The organism is Filomicrobium insigne, from assembly GCF_900104305.1.
Classification (GTDB): Bacteria; Pseudomonadota; Alphaproteobacteria; order Rhizobiales; family Hyphomicrobiaceae; genus Filomicrobium; species Filomicrobium insigne.
Genome location: NZ_FNJC01000001.1, coordinates 346,605 through 365,188, shown reverse-complemented (window position 1 = coordinate 365,188; position 18,584 = coordinate 346,605). Strand labels below are relative to the sequence as shown.

The window sequence follows — 18,584 nt, the reverse complement described above, 5'->3', positions numbered from 1 at the left end:
GATACGGTGAGGGGCGGCACGTATGAACAAGCCGGATAAGTCCAGTACAGATGATCTCAAGCGCATGCTGCGTCGTCTTGAACGGATCGAGGCGGAAAAGGCTGAGCGGGCGCAGACACGAACAAATGCGTCCTCGCGCGTGCGCGATCTTTCGTCATTGCCTGCTGGCAGACGGCGAGCAGGGCTTTCGGATGGAGAGGCCGTCTCAGATCCCGCCCAGATAGTCCAAAGAGCGACGGCCTCTTCAATTGCAGTCGCTCCGGAATTCCCCAGACCTGTTCCAACACCAAGCGAACCTGCACCAGCGGATCGTCAGAGGGTTGGAGCCCCTGTCGTTGCAGCCGCGATCACAGCCGCGATTGTCTCAACCTTGGCCACCGTAGCTGTCACGATGTGGCTTATGGGTGGCCTCGACCGCTTGCCATTCGACAGTAAGTCTACAGATATGGCGGCATCCAACACGGATGGTGGAGACAGCGCGGGCCCCACGTCCGCGCCATCAGCGGCCCTTGAGCAAACGACGCCGCCAGAGGCCACAACGACGCCATCCAAGCTTCCACAGGATGACGGAACGACGAGCCAAAACGTTGCCCGGTTCAGCGGCGATGCCCGCATCGCGCCGGAGGGCGAGCCGTCCAAGTCTCCGGAATACGTCCTGACGCCATCCGCCCCGGCCCCAGCAAACGAAGCAATTCCTGAAAGTGCTGCTTCTGCTCCCGAAACCAAGACAGAGAGCGAACCTGAGGTGCAGGCACCCAGCCCGGAAGCAACTGAACAGACACCGCCGGTTGCCAATTTGCAGGAACCACAGCCGTTGCAGTCGGCGCCCGCGCTAAGAGCCTCTCAGCCAACTGCCCCATCGGCACCGATCTCTCCTGAAAGCTTGAAACTCGAAACGCCGGCAAGCGTGAAGGCTGAACCGGGTGTGCCCCTCGATTTTCCGGTCACCGTCGGTGCGGATCCCAGCCAATTGACGGGCTATTATCTTGTCGTTTCAGGATTGAAGCGCGGAACCAAATTCTCACATGGCATCGAGCTGTTGTTTGATACTTGGCAGATTCCCGCACGCTATCTTTCGGGCCTGAAGCTGACTGTGCCCCCCGGTTTTGCAAGACGGATGAAGCTAAATGTCGAACTGCGCGGTCCGCTTGGCGACACCCTAACGCGTAGCATTTTGACCGTAGAATTACCGGGAGAGGCACGCCGCGCAGTGGGCCTCGAAGGATCTGATGATGGCGATGGAAGTTTCGCTGCGACTGACGCACAAGATCTGATCGACAAGGCTGAAGTTTTCTTGGACAACGGAAGTCTGCAAGGCGCGCGGCTATTGTTGGAACGAGCGGCAGGTCATGGTTCGGGATCTGCGGCGATGCTGCTGGGTGCAAGCTACGATCCAAAATACGCCGGACACTTTTCTTCTGATGCTCCCAATCCCAACGCCGCCGAAGCAAAGCGCTGGTATGAACGCGCCGTGGAATTGGGAGTGAACACGGCTCAAGAACACCTAAATGCGATCAGTACCACGCCTTGACGCTTGAGGAAGCGCGCGTGAGAGCTCCATTGAGCGGGGTAGGAGTGCGTCTTCTACGCCGCTCCCAAACCCCATCCAGCGAGCAAGCCGTCGACGCACTTTCCAACGTCTCGCGCATGCAATCGATTAATACTCCGCGTGATGACATTGCGGCATAAGAGCTTTAGCGAAAAAGAATAGATTGATGGGCAGCCAGCGTTGCTCACTGTGGGGTTCGACCGGTTGGTCCGAGCCCGTGATGCAAAAAGAGCGGACTCTCTCTGCCGTTAACCGGACCGGTTAATTTTATTAGCGAATTTGGATTGCCGACATAGGTTCGCCGCTCGTGTTGATGGCAGTCGAATCGGCGCAACGCGGATTAATGATTCGCTTTGACAAGATGCATTTCTGCCGCAATTAAAGCTATCCTTCGCCGTCGTCGAGTGGGGGAGGCAACCTAGTATTGCGGGGAATATCGACGATGGGGGACAGCGCGCACGTGATTGAGTTGGCGACCGCTCCTGGCGACGCGAAAAGCGACGCTCCAATGTATGACCCGCGACGCCACGGTGGCATCGGTAAACGCCTTGAAAGCCTGAGACGCGAGCTTCTCGAAGCAGGAGAGCGTTTGCAGTCGATCGTGGAACCGGCGGGTCAAACGCTTGTCAGTGAAGCATCCAAGCTGCTCGAGAAGCAGGTTTGCCGCATCGCAGTGGTCGGACAGATCAAGTCTGGCAAGAGCACCTTTGTGAACGCATTCGCGCAGATACCTGCGCTTCTGCCGACAGACGTCAATCCTTGGACGACTGCGGTTACGAATTTGCATTTCCGCCGGCGTCAGGATGGTGACCCCGCAGCCAAGTTCAACTTCTTCACCGAAGAGGAGTGGCAGCGTATAGCGGACGGCGGCGGTCTTCTCCGTGAATTGACCGAACGGCTTGTTCCGGGATTCGAACCTGATCTGCTGCGTCAGCATGTGGTAGCGCTCAAACAGCGCGCCGCCCAGCGTCTTGGTAACGAATTCACGAACCTCCTCGGTCAGTCGCACAGCTTCTCCGAGTTCGACGCTGGTCTGATGCGTGGCTATGTTTGTTCCGGCGATATGCCGCGTGGGCCTGTCGACAATGATAGCGGCCTGTTCCCCGGCAAATATTCTGACATCACGTGTTCTGCCGATATCCATTGCGACGGCGGTCCGTTCGAATTTCCTGCGATGTTGGTCGACACGCCAGGCACCAACGACCCCTTCCTGCTGCGCGATGAAATAACGCGCCGCAGCCTAGAGGCCGCTGACCTTTACATCGTCGTGCTTACGGCCCGACAGCCGCTATCGGAAGCCGATGTTGCGTTGCTGCGGATTTTGCGCGGACTGCATAAAGAGCGCATTCTCATCTTCATCAATCGCATCGATGATCTGTCCGAGATTTCAGCTGATCTGGCTGATGTCACAGCGTTTGTGAGGAAGCGGATTGAACGCGAATTCCCCGATTCCGACATTCCTATCATTTCGGGCAGCGCGCTTTGGGCGACAGCGGCGCTTCGGGCTGACACGCCGACGACCGAACGCGCTTTTGAACATCGGTCGCTCTCCTATTTCCTCGAACGCGGTCTCATCCGGCGAGAGGAGCTGCTCAAGCCTGCTCCGGCGGACGGAACACAGCGCACCGATCTGCTGAACGCGCAGTTCGTCTGTTCAGGAATGCCGGCAATTTATTCCGCCATCAACGACATGATGGGCGCGAGCCACTGCGCACATGTTCTGCGCCAAGTAGCTCAGTGTTATGTGGAGCTGGCACGTGCTAGCGAAAATTCCGCGCTTAGCGAGCTGACGCATCTTGAGCGGCTGCACTCCGCAGCGATTACGACGGCAGAGCGTGCTGGTACGCAGATGCGCCAGATCGATGCGGAGCAGCATCAGCTTGAGGAAATCGCTGAAATCATCGAACGCTCCGGGCGTTCGATTGAAGATCAGATGGGCGAGATCGTCGCTGAGGAGATCGGTGACCTGCGCTCCCGTCTGTTCGCCGAAGTCGACGTGCACGCCGCAGAAGAGCGCGATGTACTCATCGATACGCTTTACCGGGGGCGTGCTCCGCGCGAGTGGCAATGTGAATCGATCGAGCTGCGTCGGAGCTTGGCGGAAATTTTCACCGAAGGGTTTCAGAAGTCCGCTCGGCGAATTTCTGACTTGCAGTCACGCGTAACCCCAGAACTGCGTCAACTCATGTCCATGATTGCGCCACGGGAGCGTGCCCCCCGCGAGCCGGACTGGAGCCAGTTGACGATGCCGACGCCAACGTTGACCTCACTGTCAACGTTCGTCGCCGTTGATCTCGAAGTTTCCTGGTGGGCCGCCTTTTTCTCAAAACGCCCGACGCCCGAAGAGCGTGGTGCTGAGGTTGAAGCTCTCATCCGTTCGGAATTCGAAGCCGTTGTCGAAGAACTCGTCAGCGGCGCCGAAACCGAGTTGCTGGCATTCAGCTCGATGATGACGCGATGGTCCTTCGGCGTCTGCAACAGCATCATCGAAGCTTTGCATCGGCGCCGTCAGGAGCTAAGCCGCACACACGAGAGTCTCTCCAAGACAGTGGATGGCACGGCCGACACAGAGACCGTGACGCACCAATCTTCCGAGATCGCACGACTACGCAGCCGCTTGGCACAATGTGAAACCCTGAATAGGCAACTCGAGCAGATCGCGACCTCCTTGGCGCGGTCGGCCTCAGCCACGTCTTCCCGAACCGGCGAGTAAGTAATCATGACCGCAAGGCTTGAACTCACGATTCAATCGATTGAGGCAGCCCGCCGCCAATTGTCGTTGCCGGTATGTGATGTAGCGGACCTGAGCTTCACGCGCCTGGCATTGGAACGGTTGGCCGACGCGTTGCGCCGTGTTCCGTGTGTGGTCGTTATGGGAGAGGTCAATTCGGGCAAGACGTCTGTTGCCAACCGGTTGATAGCCTCTTCCGTACTGCCTGCCGCCGTCATAGCTAATACGGCCATTCCCGTGCGCTTGCATTACGCAACCTCTGTTAGCGTAGCCATGCTGACAGCAGACGATCGGCGCGTGATCGATCCACTCGATCCGGTCCTCGATCTAGAAGACTTCAATGTGAAGGCGATCGAAGTCGGATTGCCCGAACCAAGGCTCAAATCCTTCGACCTGATTGACACACCTTCAAAGGGCGATCTGACGGCCCTTGCTGATGAGTCAGACATTCTCATCTGGTGCACCAATGCGACACGCGCTTGGACCGAAACCGAACGTCGAAAGGTCATGGAATTTCCGGCGCGTTTCCGTCGCTCTAGCGTTCTCGTCGCAACGCATGCGGACGCATTATCCGCCGAAGAATGTGATCGTGTTCTTGAGCGCCTGAACGAAGCGACCGCCGACCTGTTTTCAACGGTCGTGCTCGTCAGTGCTGCCGAAGACGTCCTCCCACCTCTCCAAGTCGCGGGGCACGCTTCACCACAGATCGCGGCCCTGCAGGCACGTCTCGATTTCTTGATCTCTCGGTTCTCGAACCGCCGGGCGAGAGTTGGAGAGCAACTTCTACGGCGCGTCGCCCGTATGTCACTGAAGACGCTTCCGGAAATCGATGCGAACTCAGCAAATCAGCAAGCCAATCGCGAATGTGAACTCGCACACGCTCTCTTGAGCCGACTGGCCAATTACACGGCTCTTCACCGCCGCGTCGCATAGATTAAAGCGTAGCGCGCGTTCTACCGTGGACAACGTCTGTACAGGATCGGCCGACCGTTTGCGTAAGTCATGACGATCGCATTGGCATCTATCACATCGATCACAAAGCGACGGTGTTCTTCTCGGTGTCCCTCGCCCTGGCAGGTAGCGTCAACCGAGTAGCGGCGCGCATCATTCCTATCGATTTTGACGAACCGGCACATGTTCTCCAGCCCGTGCAGAGCACGATCTTCAAGTTCTATAGATTCGTCCTTACAGGAAAGGTCTGCCGCGGCCCATTTGCCGACATAAGGGGCATCGGCGTGCGCCGCATCTGACAGGATGCCTACCAGGGCTACGATGGCAAGAGGCGAGACAAGGCGAAGCATCATGAGGCTTATCTTCCGCAGATAGCTTATTCCAACGCGAATCTAAGGCTACCTTGGCGATTGGGCCAGCCATATTGAGTTATCCAGCCCCCATCACGCACAGAACAGTCCGCACTCTCCCCAAAACGAAGCGAATCTGCTCGAAAGTGAGAAGTGGCGCAAAGCGCGTTTGGCGCGAGCGACGTCGCTCGGCACGGATTGCAGAAGCTGGCATTTTTACGCGAGGATGAGACCCATGGCGAACTATGCCACCCATATCGCCGTCGGCACCGTGGCATCGGGTGCGCTTGCCACCCTGACGCTCGCCGCAAATGTCATCGACCATTCGAGCCTGATCGCCGTCACCCTTGCCGGGGTCGCAGGGTCCGTGCTTCCCGACATTGACCTGAAAGATTCACGAGCGAGCCGGATATTGTTTTCGGGGATCGCGATTTTCGCTTCTTTCTGTGTGTTGTTTATTGGCGCGACGCGCTACTCAATTGCAGAACTCTGGATACTCTGGCTCGGCGCACTGATTTTCGTGCGCTATGGGGTGCATAACGTCTTCCACTACTTTGCAATCCACAGAGGCGTTTGGCACTCGATACTGGCGGGTGTGTTTTGGGGCTTCGTGACCGCTATTCTCTATCGTTACATGTTAGGGTTTCACGAAGGAGTGGCTTGGCTTGGCGCGGGCTTTATGCTGGCCGGGTATATTGTTCACCTCGTTCTGGATGAGATGTTTTCGGTCGATTTCATGGGGAATCGATTGAAGAACTCGTTCGGTACGGCATTGAAAATCGTCGATAAGCGATATCCAGCGCAGTCGACTGCATTGGCTGTTGCAACGCTAATGATTGCCTTTCTAACCCCTTCCACGTCGGCTTTCGTTGAGCACATTACGTCGCGTGATATGTGGTCAGGACTGCATGAACGCATGCTGCCGCACGACAAATGGTTCGGCCTGATCAAAGGGCCATTGCTGCTGACAAGCGCCGGATACGAAGGTACTTCTGACGCACTGCCATCTACGAAAGATTCGCTCGTTACAGGCTCTGTGATGCCCGCGGGAGCGGACACGCCATCCCGTCAGGCGCCGAACGCGGAAACGGAGTGAGATCCGGCCGCAGCCACTTATTGGCAGCTTACCGCGCAGTTATTTCCTTGGAAATCGACGCAACCGTGCCGCGGGCTGTGTGTCGCCGTTTGCTCCCACGTCATGGGCGGAAAAGCCGTTTTGGTAACGGCCATCGGAATATATCGGTAGGATGACTTGACGACGATGGCGGTGCTGTCCTCAGTAACGATGCCTGGCGGTAGTTCGTAGGGTGTGCACTTAGGCTTCGAGACTGTGATGGACCCGTCTTTTTCACGTTTATAGGCCGGAGCATAAGTGCGTGTATCGGTCCCGTCGGTGCCAAAGCCCATGACCGGGATAATCTCAACTTCCAACGTATCGCCTTGTCCGACGCCCATCACATGATCGATGACGTTCATGATTCCTTTCACAGTTGCGGCCGGGTCTGAGCCCATGTCCTGTTCGCGCGATACGAGGTCACCCGCCATCGACGTAACGAGGTTGAAACGCCGGTCGAGTTCAATTGCGCGACTGCCTTCCACCACAACCATGAGCAACACGAGCAAGAGTGGCGCGATGACAGCGAATTCGACCGCCGCGGCGCCGCTGGTGCTTAAGCCGGCCTTACGGAATAGCGCCGTGATAGCGCGTATAGGTGCCCCGGCAGCGCTGCGGCCTCCAAGCAGTGAAACAAACCGTTCAAAGCCAGGCATCATTGGTAGGGCTCCGTTCTGAACGTCGTCGCGGTACGGATCAACGACGACCCATTCGCCATGTTGCCGAATCCCAAGAACGCGAGGGGCTGCGCTAGATCCCACTCGTAGCAAGCCGTAACGAGAATGACTTCACCGGCCCCACTCGCGTAGTCCTGGACACTGTCACTAGGGCTGCCGGTTGGCGGCGTCAGACGTCCACGCCCGTCGAGACACGCAACAGGAACAAGGTCCGTCCAATCGGATGATTTCTGGATGTGAAGATTGAGATGTCCCGACTTTATCAGGCCCGTGCCTTGATCAGTAATCATCTCTTTGAATTCGGCAAGGGTGACGCCGTCTGTCTGAGCTTGTCCGGTGCGAATCTTTCGAGAGGCGCTTTCAACGGCTTGCTCGAGCGTGCTTACGGTGAAGAAGTGTAGGCTCGTACCGATGATGCCAAAAATGAACAAGAAGAACGGTACCGCAATAATCGCGAATTCAATGGCAGTTGCGCCCCGGACGTCAGTGCCCCATCGCTGGAGCCCCGCCGCAGGGCGTCGAAACAGCCTATGCAGACGATTGTCGCCACGCATCACATTGGGCTCGCTCGGTTAGAAGGTTCCCCTCAAGGTGCTGAATGTGGATGCGAAGAATGAAATAAATCTTGAAAAATCGAGCAGTGACGACGCTTGGTTAAAAAAGTAAGAGCACGGCCGGTGGCTCAAGCCAGCTCTGGCGTAAAGCTCAAGCTCAGCGTCCCCAAGAAACGCAATGCTCCGCGTTCTTACTGCAAGCTGTCGGCGCTCGCCCCGAGACTTTGCTCGGAGAATTTCATCTTATCCTTCGCATGTTTTGAAATCGTTTCGAAGTAGTCGCTGTCGTCGCCGATGGTGATCGTCGGTGTGCAGTTGGGTGAGCACGTAAACGATTGCCGTTGGCTGCCCTTATGTAAATTGACGACTCGGGCTTCATCGCGCTGGACGATGATGCGCTGATCTTGAATGACGTTGCGTTGCTGATCCAGCGCGATGACGTTGGTCACACCGAAGGTCTTGCCGGTCACGACAAGCAGATCCGGCCCCTGGACGGCCACGTCTGCGATCGACGGATTTCCAATGATCACCTCACTCACAGGCCTAGGCAACCGCAGGAGTTGCGATTGATCATAGCGAACGATCAAATCGCTACCGGCCCCCGCATGCGGAACGCTGATCAGTGCCGCCAGGCAAAACGCGACCACCGCCCCCATAAAAAGAAGCGTTCTCTCAACCGGCGATGCTGGCAGTGACATGATCTTTAAACCTCCGCGGTGCTAGCGCGGATTAGAGCCGCAAAAAGTGAAGGATTAGCAAATGGGCGTCTCAGGTTGGACCGCATCTCGTAGATGACGACGTGAGGGAACATCGAGCTCATCGTCGAGCGATCGGAATAGACCGATCTTTCCGATGGCATGACCACGCGGCGGTCTGGAATTGCATCAGGCAAACATCGCTGCCATTGAGCGAAATATGTATTTAATTTGAAGCTTCATGAAACACCATCGTGGATGATCTTACTTATTTCCTCGCTTAACGAAAAATTATGGATGAAATTGCGGAAAAAACTAGAATTTTTATGTAATGGCCATGAATATGATTTGATGCCGAGGTTGGTTTTAATGAAATTACAGCGTTGGTTAATCTGAATACTTGATGTGTTATTATTTAACAGGCGTTCATGTATTTGATATGCTGTGATTTTAACTTGGGATTAAGGGCGCGCCGGTTAATGTCCCAGAAGTTCGAACGCAACAGGCATCGCCTCGTTCGGGCACAAAATAGAGAAATGAGCATCTGTACAGTTGGGAGAGTAGTCATGAAGAATTTTGTTTCGCGCTTCGCGAACGACGAGTCCGGCGCCACGGCCATTGAATATGGTCTGATCGCAGCCCTCGTTAGCGTCGGCATCATCGCGGCGCTGAACCTTCTGCAGACAGAACTGACCGGAATTTTCGGACGGATTTCGACAGCGTTGCAGGGCGCAGGCTGATAATCTGCGGGAGCCTCCTATAACGAGGCTGCCGTCGGTTGAATGGGAGCCATCCGCCCCGCGGCGGGTGGCTCGGTGATCTACAGATCGATGAATAGGACACAGCATGATATTGAAGTGCCTAAAGCAGTTCTGCAGATCGACCGAAGGCGCTACGGCCCTCGAATATGGTTTGATTGCCGGGATTATTGCAGTCGGAGTCGCCAGTGCTATGTCGCCGCTTCGTCAACTCCTTGCAGACATGTACGGAACAGTCATTGCCGCATTTCCTGGCTAACCGGTTTCCAACGTCGATGGCGACGTGTTGAGCATAGATTTTCACGGAGTAGATTGAGGTGTCCATCGCGTACCTGATGTTGCTCGCTTTCCCCGCGGCCATGATTCTGGCAGCGTTGAGCGACCTGTTCACGATGACCATCCCAAACCGTATTTCATTGGTCCTGTTTGCCCTCTTTCTGGTTATCGCTCCGATTGCGGGCTTGAGTCTGGAAGAGACATTGATGCATCTGGCGGCTGGCTTCGCCGTTCTCGTTCTGGGCATCATACTGTTCGCCACGGGCACCTTTGGCGGGGGCGACGCAAAGCTGATGGCAGCCGGGGCGCTGTGGTTGGGCATCGGTCAAATAGTGCCATACTTCGCTTACATTACAATCCTTGGTGGCGTACTTGCCGTTGCAATACTTCTCTATCGCCGCATCCCGGAAATGCTTTTCCCTCCGCTTGTTCCTGTATGGGCAACACGCTTGCACCAGCGCGATTGCGGCATTCCTTACGGCATAGCCATCTCTGCGGCGACGCTTATCGCGTTCCCCTCGACCAAGCTCTATGCATTGATCCTCGCCTGACGTTAACCCGGCGTTTACAGACACATAGCCCTGGCCGGTGAGCTGATGCCGATCGCTTCGAAATAGAGCGACGCTTAATCCTCCATTGACGTTTGTGGCGCAAAGTCGGCCTTGAATCGAGCTCAAGCTCGTCGGCCGAGAGGATCCACTGCGCAATGAAGAAGGCTCAGATTATTGGTATTGCGATTGCGGGTGTTGCCGGCCTTACCGCCTTTATGATGATGCGCGGAATCGTCAATCGTGAGCCGGAGACCAGGACCAAGGAAGTCGCGATCAACACCACCCAGGTGCTCGTCGCGCGCAATGATATACGTCTCGGCGACATCGTGAACGAGCAGAGCTTCGAGTGGCAAGCCTGGCCCGCCGACGGAGTTCGTGAAGGCCTCATCACAATTAGCAACAAACAGGCGAAGAGCGAATTCTCCGGATCCGTCGCCCGCATGCCGATCATTGCCGGTGAGCCGATCACCGCGAAGAAATTGATCAAAGTCGGCGAGGGCGGTGTGTTGGCAGCGATCCTGCCAGCGGGCATGCGCGCGGTCTCCACCAGCATTCAGCAGAAGACGGCGGTGGGCGGACTGATTCTGCCTAACGATCATGTCGACGTGATCCTCATCCGGCGCGTTCGTGGGCGTACCAACACGGATGAGCACGTCAGTGACACCCTCTTCCGCAATGTCCGCGTCCTGGCAATCGGCCAGCAGCTTGAGCAGGTCCCCGGCAAGAAGACGGCGGAAGCAAGCAACAATACGACTGCGACTCTGGAGCTAACGCCCAGGCAAGCCGAGCTTTTGGCTCTCGCCAACTCGATGGGCGAAATCACGCTCTCCTTGCGATCAATCGCGGATCTCAATTCGGAAGGTCAAAATTTGACGGGCAATGCCCTCAATCGCGACCGTTCCAACTCAGTTCAAGTGCTGCGTTACGGAGTGAAGTCACGTGCGTATGGCGTCAACTAGTCACCCCACCGGGGAGCTCGTGAAAAGGCCTTGAGAGAATATGCAAGTAACGCTGAAAGAAAATTTGAGCTCAGCTCTGACGGTGTTGGTGGCACTTGTTGCCGCCTGCTTCGTCGTTGGAGCCATCGGTGATGTGCAAGCGAATGGTGACTACGCGAACGGAGGTTTTGCGCACAGCTCCGTCATTAGTATTTCTGATACCGACGTGGGGCCTGTAAGACGCAATATTCGGCTTGGTCTCGGCAAGTCGGTGCTCGTTGAATTTCCCCGGGACGTTCGCGACGTACTCGTGTCCAACCCCCAGGCCGTCGACGCCGTTGTCCTTTCAAGCAACCGCGTCTTCTTGCTGGCACGGCGTATTGGTGAGTCCAACGCATTTTTCTTTGATGCAAACGGCGAGCAATTCGCCACGCTGGAACTCTTCGTCGAGCGCGAAACCGCTGGCCTTGAAGACATGCTCAACCGCTTGATCCCAGGTTCGGCGATCAAAGTGGAAATGATCAATCAGACGGTAATTCTCACGGGGCACGTCCGGGCTCCCACCGATGCATCACGTGCCGCCGATATCGCCAGGCAGTTCGTAACGGCTCAGTTCGACACGACGACGATGTCGAAGGTAGAGGGCACGACGCAGACGTTTGTGCAGAAGAACGACGAAAAGAGTGGTGTAATCAACCTTCTCCAGGTCGAGGGCGAAGAACAAGTGATGCTGCGCGTCGTTGTGGCGGAAGTGCAGCGCTCGATGCTGAAGCAGTTCGGTATCAACATCGGTGCTGCGATCAACTCCGGAAATTTTTCGACCAACATTCTCACTGAAAATATGCTGCCGTTGACGGTGGCTGCGGGTCTTGGTGGGTTGCCAATTCCCGGGTTCTCAACTGAAGGGGACCCGAGTAAGCCGGATGTGGCGTGCGGTGTCGGTGCGCTGTGTAATTACGCTACCAACGGTCCCATCAACGGTGCTTACACCAACAATGGCGTATCAGGTGGCTGGTCGGCTGGTGGTAACCGCATCACACACGCTTTGCGGGCTCTCGAACGCAACGGGCTGGTCCGCACATTGGCGGAGCCGAACCTGACCGCGATCTCCGGCGAGCCAGCGAAGTTTCTGGCGGGCGGCGAATTTCCGATCCCGGTCGTTGATAGCCAGGGCCAGACCAGCGTCGTCTTCAAGGAATTTGGTGTTGGTGTCTCCTTTACTCCAACGGTTCTGTCGGAAGGCCGCATCAGCCTCAAGATTGAAACCGAAGTTTCGGAGCTGAGCAACCAAGGGGCTGTGGTAATCTCTGGGCTTCAAATCCCAGCCTTGCAGAAGCGCCAAGCGAATTCGACGGTGGAGTTGCCGTCGGGTGGGTCGTTGGCACTGGCCGGCCTGTTATCGGAGAGTACCCGTCAGAATATTGATGGCTTTCCCGGTCTCAAGGATGTGCCGGTCCTCGGCACGCTGTTCCGCAGCCGCGATTTCATCAAGGAAGAAACCGAGCTCGTCGTCATCGTTACGCCCTACATGGTGCGTCCGACCGCACGGAAGGACTTGGCGCGTCCGCTGGACGGCCTAGGCGACGCAACGGATCGTCGGGCCAACTTCCTTGGACATGTAAACCGTATCTACGGCCGCGGCCCCGAGATCCCGTATGGCGGACTGAAGGGCGATTACGGGTTCATCGTTGAATAGTGGGCACGCGAGGAGAACGACAATGACGTCTTTCAAATACACGATGCCCCGCGGTGCCGGCGTGGCGTTGGTCGCAGCGATGGCGACGCTGGCGCTCGCCGGGTGCCGGCCGAGCGATCCCGGCACGCGTATCGCCGGGTGGGCAATGATCGATTCCGCACAACGTCATCCAATTATGGTGTCGCAGGAACCAACGAGCATGAGCATCCGCGTTCCACGCGGCTCGTCTGGCCTGTCGCCAACACAGCGGGCGCGCGTCCTGAACTTCTATGCGCATTTTCGCGCTACGGATGCCGGTAACAGCCGCCTCGTCATAAATGCTCCGAGTGGAGCACCCAACGAGGTGGCCGTTATGAATGCGGTTCAGGAAATTCGCTACATTCTTACGCGGGAAGGGATCCCCGACAGCGATATTTCGGTCGAGGCGATCCACGTTGAGGGCAGGGGCGATCCGCCGATCCGCTTGTCATATCTTCAGTATGTCGCACACGCACCGGAATGCGGAGATTGGACGACGAACCTGGCTCGCGAACCCGCCAACCTGCCGTATCCAAACTTTGGCTGCGCCACCCAACGCAATTTCGCTGTCCAGGTCGCTAACCCAGCCGACCTTCTGGGGCCGCGGAATATGACACCGCGTTCTTCCGAACGCCGCGATACAACGTGGGCCAAATACGTCAAGGGCGACACGACAGCCGCGAAGAAGTCGGAAGACGAAAAAATCTCCACCACGGGTGACAACTGAGGCGTAACGTTTATGTCGAACCAGGCCCATTCTCTGCAACAACCGCACGTTTCTCTGGATATCGACGAAGTGTTGGATGCAGCGGACCGCGCTCGTGATCTGCTCGCGGATCGCGCGCGTCCCATTCCACGCATTTCGATCCAGGCATTCTGCGAGAGCGCGTTGGTTGCCGAGACGCTCCAGACCGCAGCAGAAGATCGTCGCCTGTCGAAGGCGCACGTATCGATCAACATGGGTGGTATTCCCGCCGCCATTGCGCACTTCGAGGAAAACCCGACCCCGAACCTGATCATCATAGAGTCGGGCGCGGAGGGCGCCCAGCTATTGGCCGAACTCGATCATCTTGCCGATAGTTGTGACGCCGGAACAAAAGTCATCATCGTTGGTCAGCTTAACGACGTCATACTGTACCGCGAACTCCTCAAACGCGGGGTCAGCGAGTACCTGCTAGCCCCCATAGGGGCGCTACAGGTGATGGAGAGCATCTCTAATCTCTACAATGATCCTGACTCCGATCCCGTCGGCCACGTCTACGCGTTCATTGGGGCCAAAGGCGGCGTCGGATCTTCGACCGTTTGCCATAACACAGCGTGGGCATTGTCTGAAGCGCTGCAGTCGAGCGTCATCATCACAGACATGGATTTGCCGTTCGGCACCACCGGCCTGGATTTCAACCAGGACCCTATGCAAGGTGTGGCCGATGCGTTGGTGACGCCGGAACGTCTCGATGAGGTTTTGCTCGATCGCCTGCTGACGAAATGCTCCGAGCATCTTTCGATTTTCTCAGCACCAGCGGTTCTTGATCGCGATTTTAATCTGAACGCGGAGGCCTGCGATCAGGTCGTCGACGTTGTTCGCCAAAACGTTCCTTACGTCGCCATCGACATACCGCACACTTGGACAGATTGGAGCAAACGTCTGTTGTTGCAGGCCGACGAGGTCGTCATCACCGCTTCGCCCGACCTTGCCAATCTACGCAACGCTAAAAACATCGTTGAACTGCTCCGTGCCGAACGCCGTCACGACAGCCCGCCGCAGCTTGTCCTCAATATGACGAAGATGCCAAAGCGTCCTGAGATTTCTACGCGTGACTTCGAACAGGCCTTGGAGCTCGTCGCGACGGCTGAAATCGAGTTCGATACCGAGACTTTCGGTCAAGCAGCGAACAACGGTCAGATGATCGAGGAAATGAACGCAAAGGCAAAGTCCGTGCAGAACTTTCGCGATTTGGCCATGCGGCTCGCCCACCGGCAGGAAGTGCGTCACGAGCGCAAATCGCCTTTCGCCCCACTGTTGGAAAAGCTCAAGCTCGGTCGCTGAGACCTGAGTGCCACGTGAATCCCAAGGAGAACGACCGGTTATGTTCGGCAAGCGGAACCATGATACGCCAAGTACGCAGCGCAAGATCGCGCCGCAACCGGCGTCGCCCGTGCCGCATGCACCAGCGCGCCAGGCGGCGCCTTCCCAAACTGCAAAGGTGGCACCTGCGCCAAAGCCCGCCGCACCAGCCGTCGATATGGAAACGAAGCAGCGCCGGCATTCCGACGAGTACTACGATGTCAAGACCACGGTCTTCAACGCGCTGATCGATACCATCGACTTGACCCAGCTCGCCAAGCTTGATGGAGCCGCAGCACGAGAAGAAATCCGCGATATCGTTGCCGAGATCATCCAGATCAAAAACGTCGTGATGTCGATCGCCGAGCAGGAGGAATTGCTCGAAGACATCTGCAACGACGTGCTGGGTTACGGCCCATTGGAACCGCTCCTGGCGCGCGATGATATCGCCGACATCATGGTCAATGGCGCGTCGACGACGTATATCGAAGTCGCCGGCAAGGTGAAGATGACCAACGTTCGCTTCGCGGACAATTTGCAGTTGATGAACATCTGTCAACGCATCGTCAGCCAGGTCGGACGTCGCGTCGATGAGTCGAGTCCGATCTGCGACGCGCGTCTGCCGGATGGCTCACGCGTCAACGTTATTGTGCCACCGCTGGCGATCGATGGCCCGGCACTCACCATTCGTAAATTCAAGAAGGATCGTTTGCGGCTTGAGCAGCTTGTTCAATACGGTTCGATCTCTCCTGACGCGAAAACCATTTTGGAAATCATCGGCCGGGTTCGCTGCAACATCCTCATTTCAGGCGGCACGGGCTCCGGTAAAACGACGTTGCTGAATTGTCTAACCGGTTCCATCGATCACGACGAACGCATCATTACGTGCGAAGATTCAGCAGAGCTTCAGCTCCAGCAGCCACACACGGTACGTCTCGAAACGCGCCCGCCCAACCTTGAGGGCGAGGGTGAAATCACCATGCGCGATCTCGTGAAAAACTGCCTGCGCATGCGCCCCGAGCGCATCATCGTCGGCGAGGTGCGCGGCCCCGAAGCGTTCGATTTGCTGCAGGCGATGAACACCGGCCACGACGGTTCTATGGGAACCCTCCACTCCAACTCGCCGCGCGAGGCGATTTCCCGACTGGAGTCCATGATCATGATGGGTGGCTTTGCGCTGCCGATTCATACGATCCGTGAGATGATCACCGGTTCGATCGATATCATCATCCAAGCCTCACGCCAACGCGATGGTTCGCGCAAGGTGACCCATATTACCGAGGTACTCGGCATGGAAGGCGAGGTTGTCACACTACAAAACCTCATCGTCTACGATGTGCTGGGTGAAGACGCCAACGGCAAAATCACAGGTCGTCACAGATCGACGGGTATTTCCCGCCCGCGCTTCTGGGAGCGCGCGGAATACTATGGAGAGCACCATCGCCTCGCAGAAGCTCTAGCCAATTCCGAGGTCAAGGATGAGCATGGGGCTCCTATGGGAGACGCTCATGCCTAGTCCGGATCTCGCAATTCCTCTGATCGGTGGCGTGGCCGTCGCCGCGTTGATGTTCGTCTTTCTCTATCCGATGTTTGCCGGCGACCGTAAGACGGAAAAACGTTTCGCGACCGTTGCGGAAGGCCATGTCAACAGGATTGGGGTGCGCAACGCAGCTGAGCAGGCGGCCAACCGGCGTAAACAGGTGGCCGAAACGCTCAAGGAGTTAGACGAACGCCAGAAGAAAAAAGAGAAGATCTCTCTCCGCCTGCGCTTGCAGCGGGCCGGTCTCGACATAACCCCGCAGACGTATTGGATCACAAGCGCCGTCGTTGGCTTGGTTTGTGCGCTTGCGGTGATCTTGTCATTCCGCATGACCCTATTGATGCAGATCGTTGCCTTAGTTGCAGGGTTTGTCGGATTGTTCGGCATCCCGCGCTGGTTTGTCTCCAAAATGACAAGCCGGCGTCAGCAGAAGTTCCTTACGGAATTGGCCAACTCCCTTGATGTGGTTGTACGCGGTATGAAGTCCGGTCTGCCACTCAACGAGTGCCTTCAGATCATCGCGCGCGAGAGCCCCGAACCAATCGCAGGTGAGTTTCGTGAAGTCGTCGAGCAGCAACGTATCGGTGTCACGCTAATTGACGCCCTGGAGCGTTTGGCGGAGCGCATGCCTCTCCCTGAAGTTCGCTTCTTGACGATCGTTATCGGCATTCAGCAACAGGCGGGCGGAAACTTGTCCGAAGCGCTAGGGAATCTGTCGGGCGTTCTGCGAGATCGCATCCGCATGAAAATGAAGGTCAAGGCGCTATCGGCAGAGGCAACGACATCGGCTGCGGTTCTTGCGTGTCTGCCGCCCGGTGTCATGATCATGACCTACCTCGCATCGCCCGAATACATTCAACCGCTTTTCACCACCAGGATAGGCAATTTCTTCATCATCATCGGCCTGCTCTGGATGTCGTGCGGCGTGCTCGTCATGCGCAAGATGATCAACTTCAAATACTAGAGTTTTCCCTGCGGACTACGAACGACAAAGGACTTTGATTTCGCCATGATGGATTTCATTGATGTCGTAGCGCGCCCGCAGTTTATCGTGACTGCGCTTGCGGCCATCTCAGCCTTTGCAACGGTCCTGACACTCACATTGCCGATCTTGTCACGCGATCGCACGTCGCAGCGCATGAAGGTGATGGCAGTTGAACGGGATAAAATGCGCGCGCAGCGCATTGCCGACCTGGGCAAGGACCGCCAGGGCGGCGCAATGCGTCGGCAGGCCCCGAAAACTTACATGCAACAGATTGTTGACCAGCTCAACTTACGCAAGCATTTCGATAGCGAAGAGCTACGCGCCAGATTGAAGATGGCGGGCCTACGAGGACAGGCACCACTGGTGACCTACATGTTCTTCCGCGTCGCGATGCCGATCATTTTGTTCCTGGTCGCGCTGTTTTACATCTTCATTGTGATGAAGCTGTCATATCCGCCAATGGTCAAGTTCTTCATTGCTCTGACCATCGGATTCATCGGCTATTACGTGCCCAACCTCTTCGTTCAGAACATGATTCAGAAGCGTCAGCAGGCGATCAAGCTTGCCTTTCCCGATGCTCTAGACATGCTTTTGATCTGCGTTCAATCCGGTATGTCGATTGAAGCCGCCTTCGGGAAGGTTTCTAACGAGGTTTCAGCCACGTCGCTCGAGTTGGCGGAGGAATTGTCGCTCACGACCGCGGAATTGTCCTATCTCGGTGAACGTCGGCAGGCCTTCGAAAATCTCGGTAAGCGCACGGGGCTGCCCGGTGTGAAGGCCGTTTGCACCGCACTCATCCAAGCTGAACGTTATGGTACACCGGTTGGGCAGGCGCTTCGTGTGATGGCGAAGGAAAACCGCGATATGCGAATGTCCGACGCTGAGAAGAAGGCCGCGTCTCTGCCACCTAAACTCACGGTGCCGATGATCGTATTCTTCCTGCCGGTTCTGTTCCTCGTCATTCTCGGCCCTGCGGGCATCACGCTGATGGAAATGAAGTAGGTTCGGCCTTCGCTAGGCAAAAACAGGAAAACCGACAGGAAAACCGAAAGGCACCCGTTGCTAATCATCGGGTACCTTTCGGCTTGGATTGTTAAATACGGTTTCTGAAGCGCAATACGCTCAGCGTAGAAACT

The 18,584-nt window shown here is 56.6% G+C and carries 18 protein-coding genes; 14 read left to right on the top strand and 4 right to left on the bottom strand.

The window, feature by feature from the left end:
* Positions 1–22: 22 nt before the first annotated feature.
* From BLS30_RS01710 to BLS30_RS01700, 3 genes are all read left to right on the top strand, one after another.
* A complete protein-coding gene (locus BLS30_RS01710) occupies positions 23–1,531 on the top strand; it encodes an SEL1-like repeat protein (protein WP_090226162.1) in 1,509 nt (502 codons plus the stop codon).
* A 460-nt stretch (positions 1,532–1,991) separates the two neighbouring features.
* The gene (locus BLS30_RS01705) at positions 1,992–4,262 is read left to right on the top strand and encodes a dynamin family protein (RefSeq protein ID WP_052743801.1); all 2,271 of its coding nucleotides are present in this window, start codon (positions 1,992–1,994) and stop codon (positions 4,260–4,262) included.
* Between the two features lie 6 nt (positions 4,263–4,268).
* Positions 4,269–5,213 carry a dynamin family protein gene (locus tag BLS30_RS01700; RefSeq protein WP_090226159.1) on the top strand — a complete coding sequence of 315 codons (945 nt, stop codon included), beginning with the start codon at positions 4,269–4,271 and terminating at the stop codon, positions 5,211–5,213.
* Positions 5,214–5,233: 20 nt separating this feature from the next.
* Here BLS30_RS01700 and BLS30_RS01695 read toward each other — a convergent pair whose 3' ends face one another.
* Positions 5,234–5,584 (bottom strand): hypothetical protein, encoded by a 351-nt coding sequence (locus BLS30_RS01695; RefSeq protein ID WP_046478024.1) that lies wholly within the window; start codon positions 5,582–5,584, stop codon positions 5,234–5,236.
* 232 nt (positions 5,585–5,816) lie between these two features.
* Between BLS30_RS01695 and BLS30_RS01690 the strand changes: the two genes are divergently transcribed.
* On the top strand, positions 5,817–6,677 hold the full coding sequence (locus BLS30_RS01690; RefSeq protein WP_076605302.1) for a metal-dependent hydrolase: 861 nt from the start codon (positions 5,817–5,819) through the stop codon (positions 6,675–6,677).
* A gap of 17 nt (positions 6,678–6,694) precedes the next feature.
* On the opposite strand, the gene BLS30_RS01685 is transcribed toward BLS30_RS01690, so the two are convergent.
* The 3 genes from BLS30_RS01685 to BLS30_RS01675 form a co-directional block, all read right to left on the bottom strand.
* Positions 6,695–7,354 (bottom strand): TadE/TadG family type IV pilus assembly protein, encoded by a 660-nt coding sequence (locus BLS30_RS01685; RefSeq protein WP_090226156.1) that lies wholly within the window; start codon positions 7,352–7,354, stop codon positions 6,695–6,697.
* On the bottom strand, positions 7,351–7,926 hold the full coding sequence (locus BLS30_RS01680) for a TadE/TadG family type IV pilus assembly protein (protein ID WP_052743802.1): 576 nt from the start codon (positions 7,924–7,926) through the stop codon (positions 7,351–7,353). Before BLS30_RS01680 ends, BLS30_RS01685 begins: the two co-directional genes overlap by 4 nt.
* Positions 7,927–8,117: 191 nt before the next feature.
* Positions 8,118–8,624 (bottom strand): pilus assembly protein N-terminal domain-containing protein, encoded by a 507-nt coding sequence (locus BLS30_RS01675; protein ID WP_046478026.1) that lies wholly within the window; start codon positions 8,622–8,624, stop codon positions 8,118–8,120.
* A gap of 563 nt (positions 8,625–9,187) precedes the next feature.
* Here BLS30_RS01675 and BLS30_RS01670 point away from each other — a divergent pair.
* The 10 genes from BLS30_RS01670 (at position 9,188) to BLS30_RS01625 (ending at position 18,450) form a co-directional block, all read left to right on the top strand.
* On the top strand, positions 9,188–9,361 hold the full coding sequence (locus BLS30_RS01670) for a Flp family type IVb pilin (RefSeq protein WP_090226154.1): 174 nt from the start codon (positions 9,188–9,190) through the stop codon (positions 9,359–9,361).
* Positions 9,362–9,467: 106 nt separating this feature from the next.
* Complete coding sequence (locus tag BLS30_RS18480; protein WP_090226152.1) at positions 9,468–9,638, top strand: Flp family type IVb pilin; 171 nt, start codon at positions 9,468–9,470, stop codon at positions 9,636–9,638.
* 58 nt (positions 9,639–9,696) lie between these two features.
* A complete protein-coding gene (locus tag BLS30_RS01660; protein WP_244512340.1) occupies positions 9,697–10,206 on the top strand; it encodes an A24 family peptidase in 510 nt (169 codons plus the stop codon).
* A 155-nt stretch (positions 10,207–10,361) separates the two neighbouring features.
* On the top strand, positions 10,362–11,165 hold the full coding sequence (gene cpaB, locus BLS30_RS01655; RefSeq protein ID WP_046478028.1) for a Flp pilus assembly protein CpaB: 804 nt from the start codon (positions 10,362–10,364) through the stop codon (positions 11,163–11,165).
* 40 nt (positions 11,166–11,205) lie between these two features.
* Positions 11,206–12,840: a type II and III secretion system protein family protein gene (locus BLS30_RS01650; RefSeq protein ID WP_090226146.1), complete on the top strand. Its 1,635-nt coding sequence runs from the start codon at positions 11,206–11,208 to the stop codon at positions 12,838–12,840.
* Positions 12,841–12,862: 22 nt separating this feature from the next.
* Positions 12,863–13,585 carry a CpaD family pilus assembly protein gene (locus tag BLS30_RS01645; protein ID WP_046478030.1) on the top strand — a complete coding sequence of 241 codons (723 nt, stop codon included), beginning with the start codon at positions 12,863–12,865 and terminating at the stop codon, positions 13,583–13,585.
* A gap of 12 nt (positions 13,586–13,597) precedes the next feature.
* The gene (locus tag BLS30_RS01640; protein ID WP_052743803.1) at positions 13,598–14,905 is read left to right on the top strand and encodes a CpaE/TadZ family protein; all 1,308 of its coding nucleotides are present in this window, start codon (positions 13,598–13,600) and stop codon (positions 14,903–14,905) included.
* A gap of 40 nt (positions 14,906–14,945) precedes the next feature.
* Entirely contained in the window at positions 14,946–16,439 is a 1,494-nt protein-coding gene (locus tag BLS30_RS01635; protein WP_046478031.1) for a TadA family conjugal transfer-associated ATPase, read from the top strand.
* Positions 16,432–17,427: a type II secretion system F family protein gene (locus BLS30_RS01630; RefSeq protein WP_090226144.1), complete on the top strand. Its 996-nt coding sequence runs from the start codon at positions 16,432–16,434 to the stop codon at positions 17,425–17,427. The genes BLS30_RS01635 and BLS30_RS01630 overlap by 8 nt, the downstream gene beginning before the upstream one ends.
* Before the next feature lie 45 nt (positions 17,428–17,472).
* Positions 17,473–18,450, top strand: a complete 978-nt coding sequence (locus BLS30_RS01625) for a type II secretion system F family protein (RefSeq protein WP_046478033.1) — start codon at positions 17,473–17,475, stop codon at positions 18,448–18,450.
* The last annotated feature ends 134 nt before the right edge of the window (positions 18,451–18,584 follow it).

Coding starts and splice junctions, on each gene's coding strand:
- BLS30_RS01640 (WP_052743803.1), top strand. CDS start 13,598: ATGTCGAACCAGGCCCATTCTCTGCAACAACCGCACGTTTCTCTGGAT.
- BLS30_RS01710 (WP_090226162.1), top strand. CDS start 23: ATGAACAAGCCGGATAAGTCCAGTACAGATGATCTCAAGCGCATGCTG.
- BLS30_RS18480 (WP_090226152.1), top strand. CDS start 9,468: ATGATATTGAAGTGCCTAAAGCAGTTCTGCAGATCGACCGAAGGCGCT.
- BLS30_RS01650 (WP_090226146.1), top strand. CDS start 11,206: ATGCAAGTAACGCTGAAAGAAAATTTGAGCTCAGCTCTGACGGTGTTG.
- BLS30_RS01675 (WP_046478026.1), bottom strand. CDS start 8,624: ATGTCACTGCCAGCATCGCCGGTTGAGAGAACGCTTCTTTTTATGGGG.
- BLS30_RS01695 (WP_046478024.1), bottom strand. CDS start 5,584: ATGATGCTTCGCCTTGTCTCGCCTCTTGCCATCGTAGCCCTGGTAGGC.
- BLS30_RS01645 (WP_046478030.1), top strand. CDS start 12,863: ATGACGTCTTTCAAATACACGATGCCCCGCGGTGCCGGCGTGGCGTTG.
- BLS30_RS01680 (WP_052743802.1), bottom strand. CDS start 7,926: ATGCGTGGCGACAATCGTCTGCATAGGCTGTTTCGACGCCCTGCGGCG.
- BLS30_RS01690 (WP_076605302.1), top strand. CDS start 5,817: ATGGCGAACTATGCCACCCATATCGCCGTCGGCACCGTGGCATCGGGT.
- BLS30_RS01700 (WP_090226159.1), top strand. CDS start 4,269: ATGACCGCAAGGCTTGAACTCACGATTCAATCGATTGAGGCAGCCCGC.
- BLS30_RS01670 (WP_090226154.1), top strand. CDS start 9,188: ATGAAGAATTTTGTTTCGCGCTTCGCGAACGACGAGTCCGGCGCCACG.
- BLS30_RS01635 (WP_046478031.1), top strand. CDS start 14,946: ATGTTCGGCAAGCGGAACCATGATACGCCAAGTACGCAGCGCAAGATC.
- cpaB (WP_046478028.1), top strand. CDS start 10,362: ATGAAGAAGGCTCAGATTATTGGTATTGCGATTGCGGGTGTTGCCGGC.
- BLS30_RS01625 (WP_046478033.1), top strand. CDS start 17,473: ATGATGGATTTCATTGATGTCGTAGCGCGCCCGCAGTTTATCGTGACT.
- BLS30_RS01705 (WP_052743801.1), top strand. CDS start 1,992: ATGGGGGACAGCGCGCACGTGATTGAGTTGGCGACCGCTCCTGGCGAC.
- BLS30_RS01630 (WP_090226144.1), top strand. CDS start 16,432: ATGCCTAGTCCGGATCTCGCAATTCCTCTGATCGGTGGCGTGGCCGTC.
- BLS30_RS01685 (WP_090226156.1), bottom strand. CDS start 7,354: ATGATGCCTGGCTTTGAACGGTTTGTTTCACTGCTTGGAGGCCGCAGC.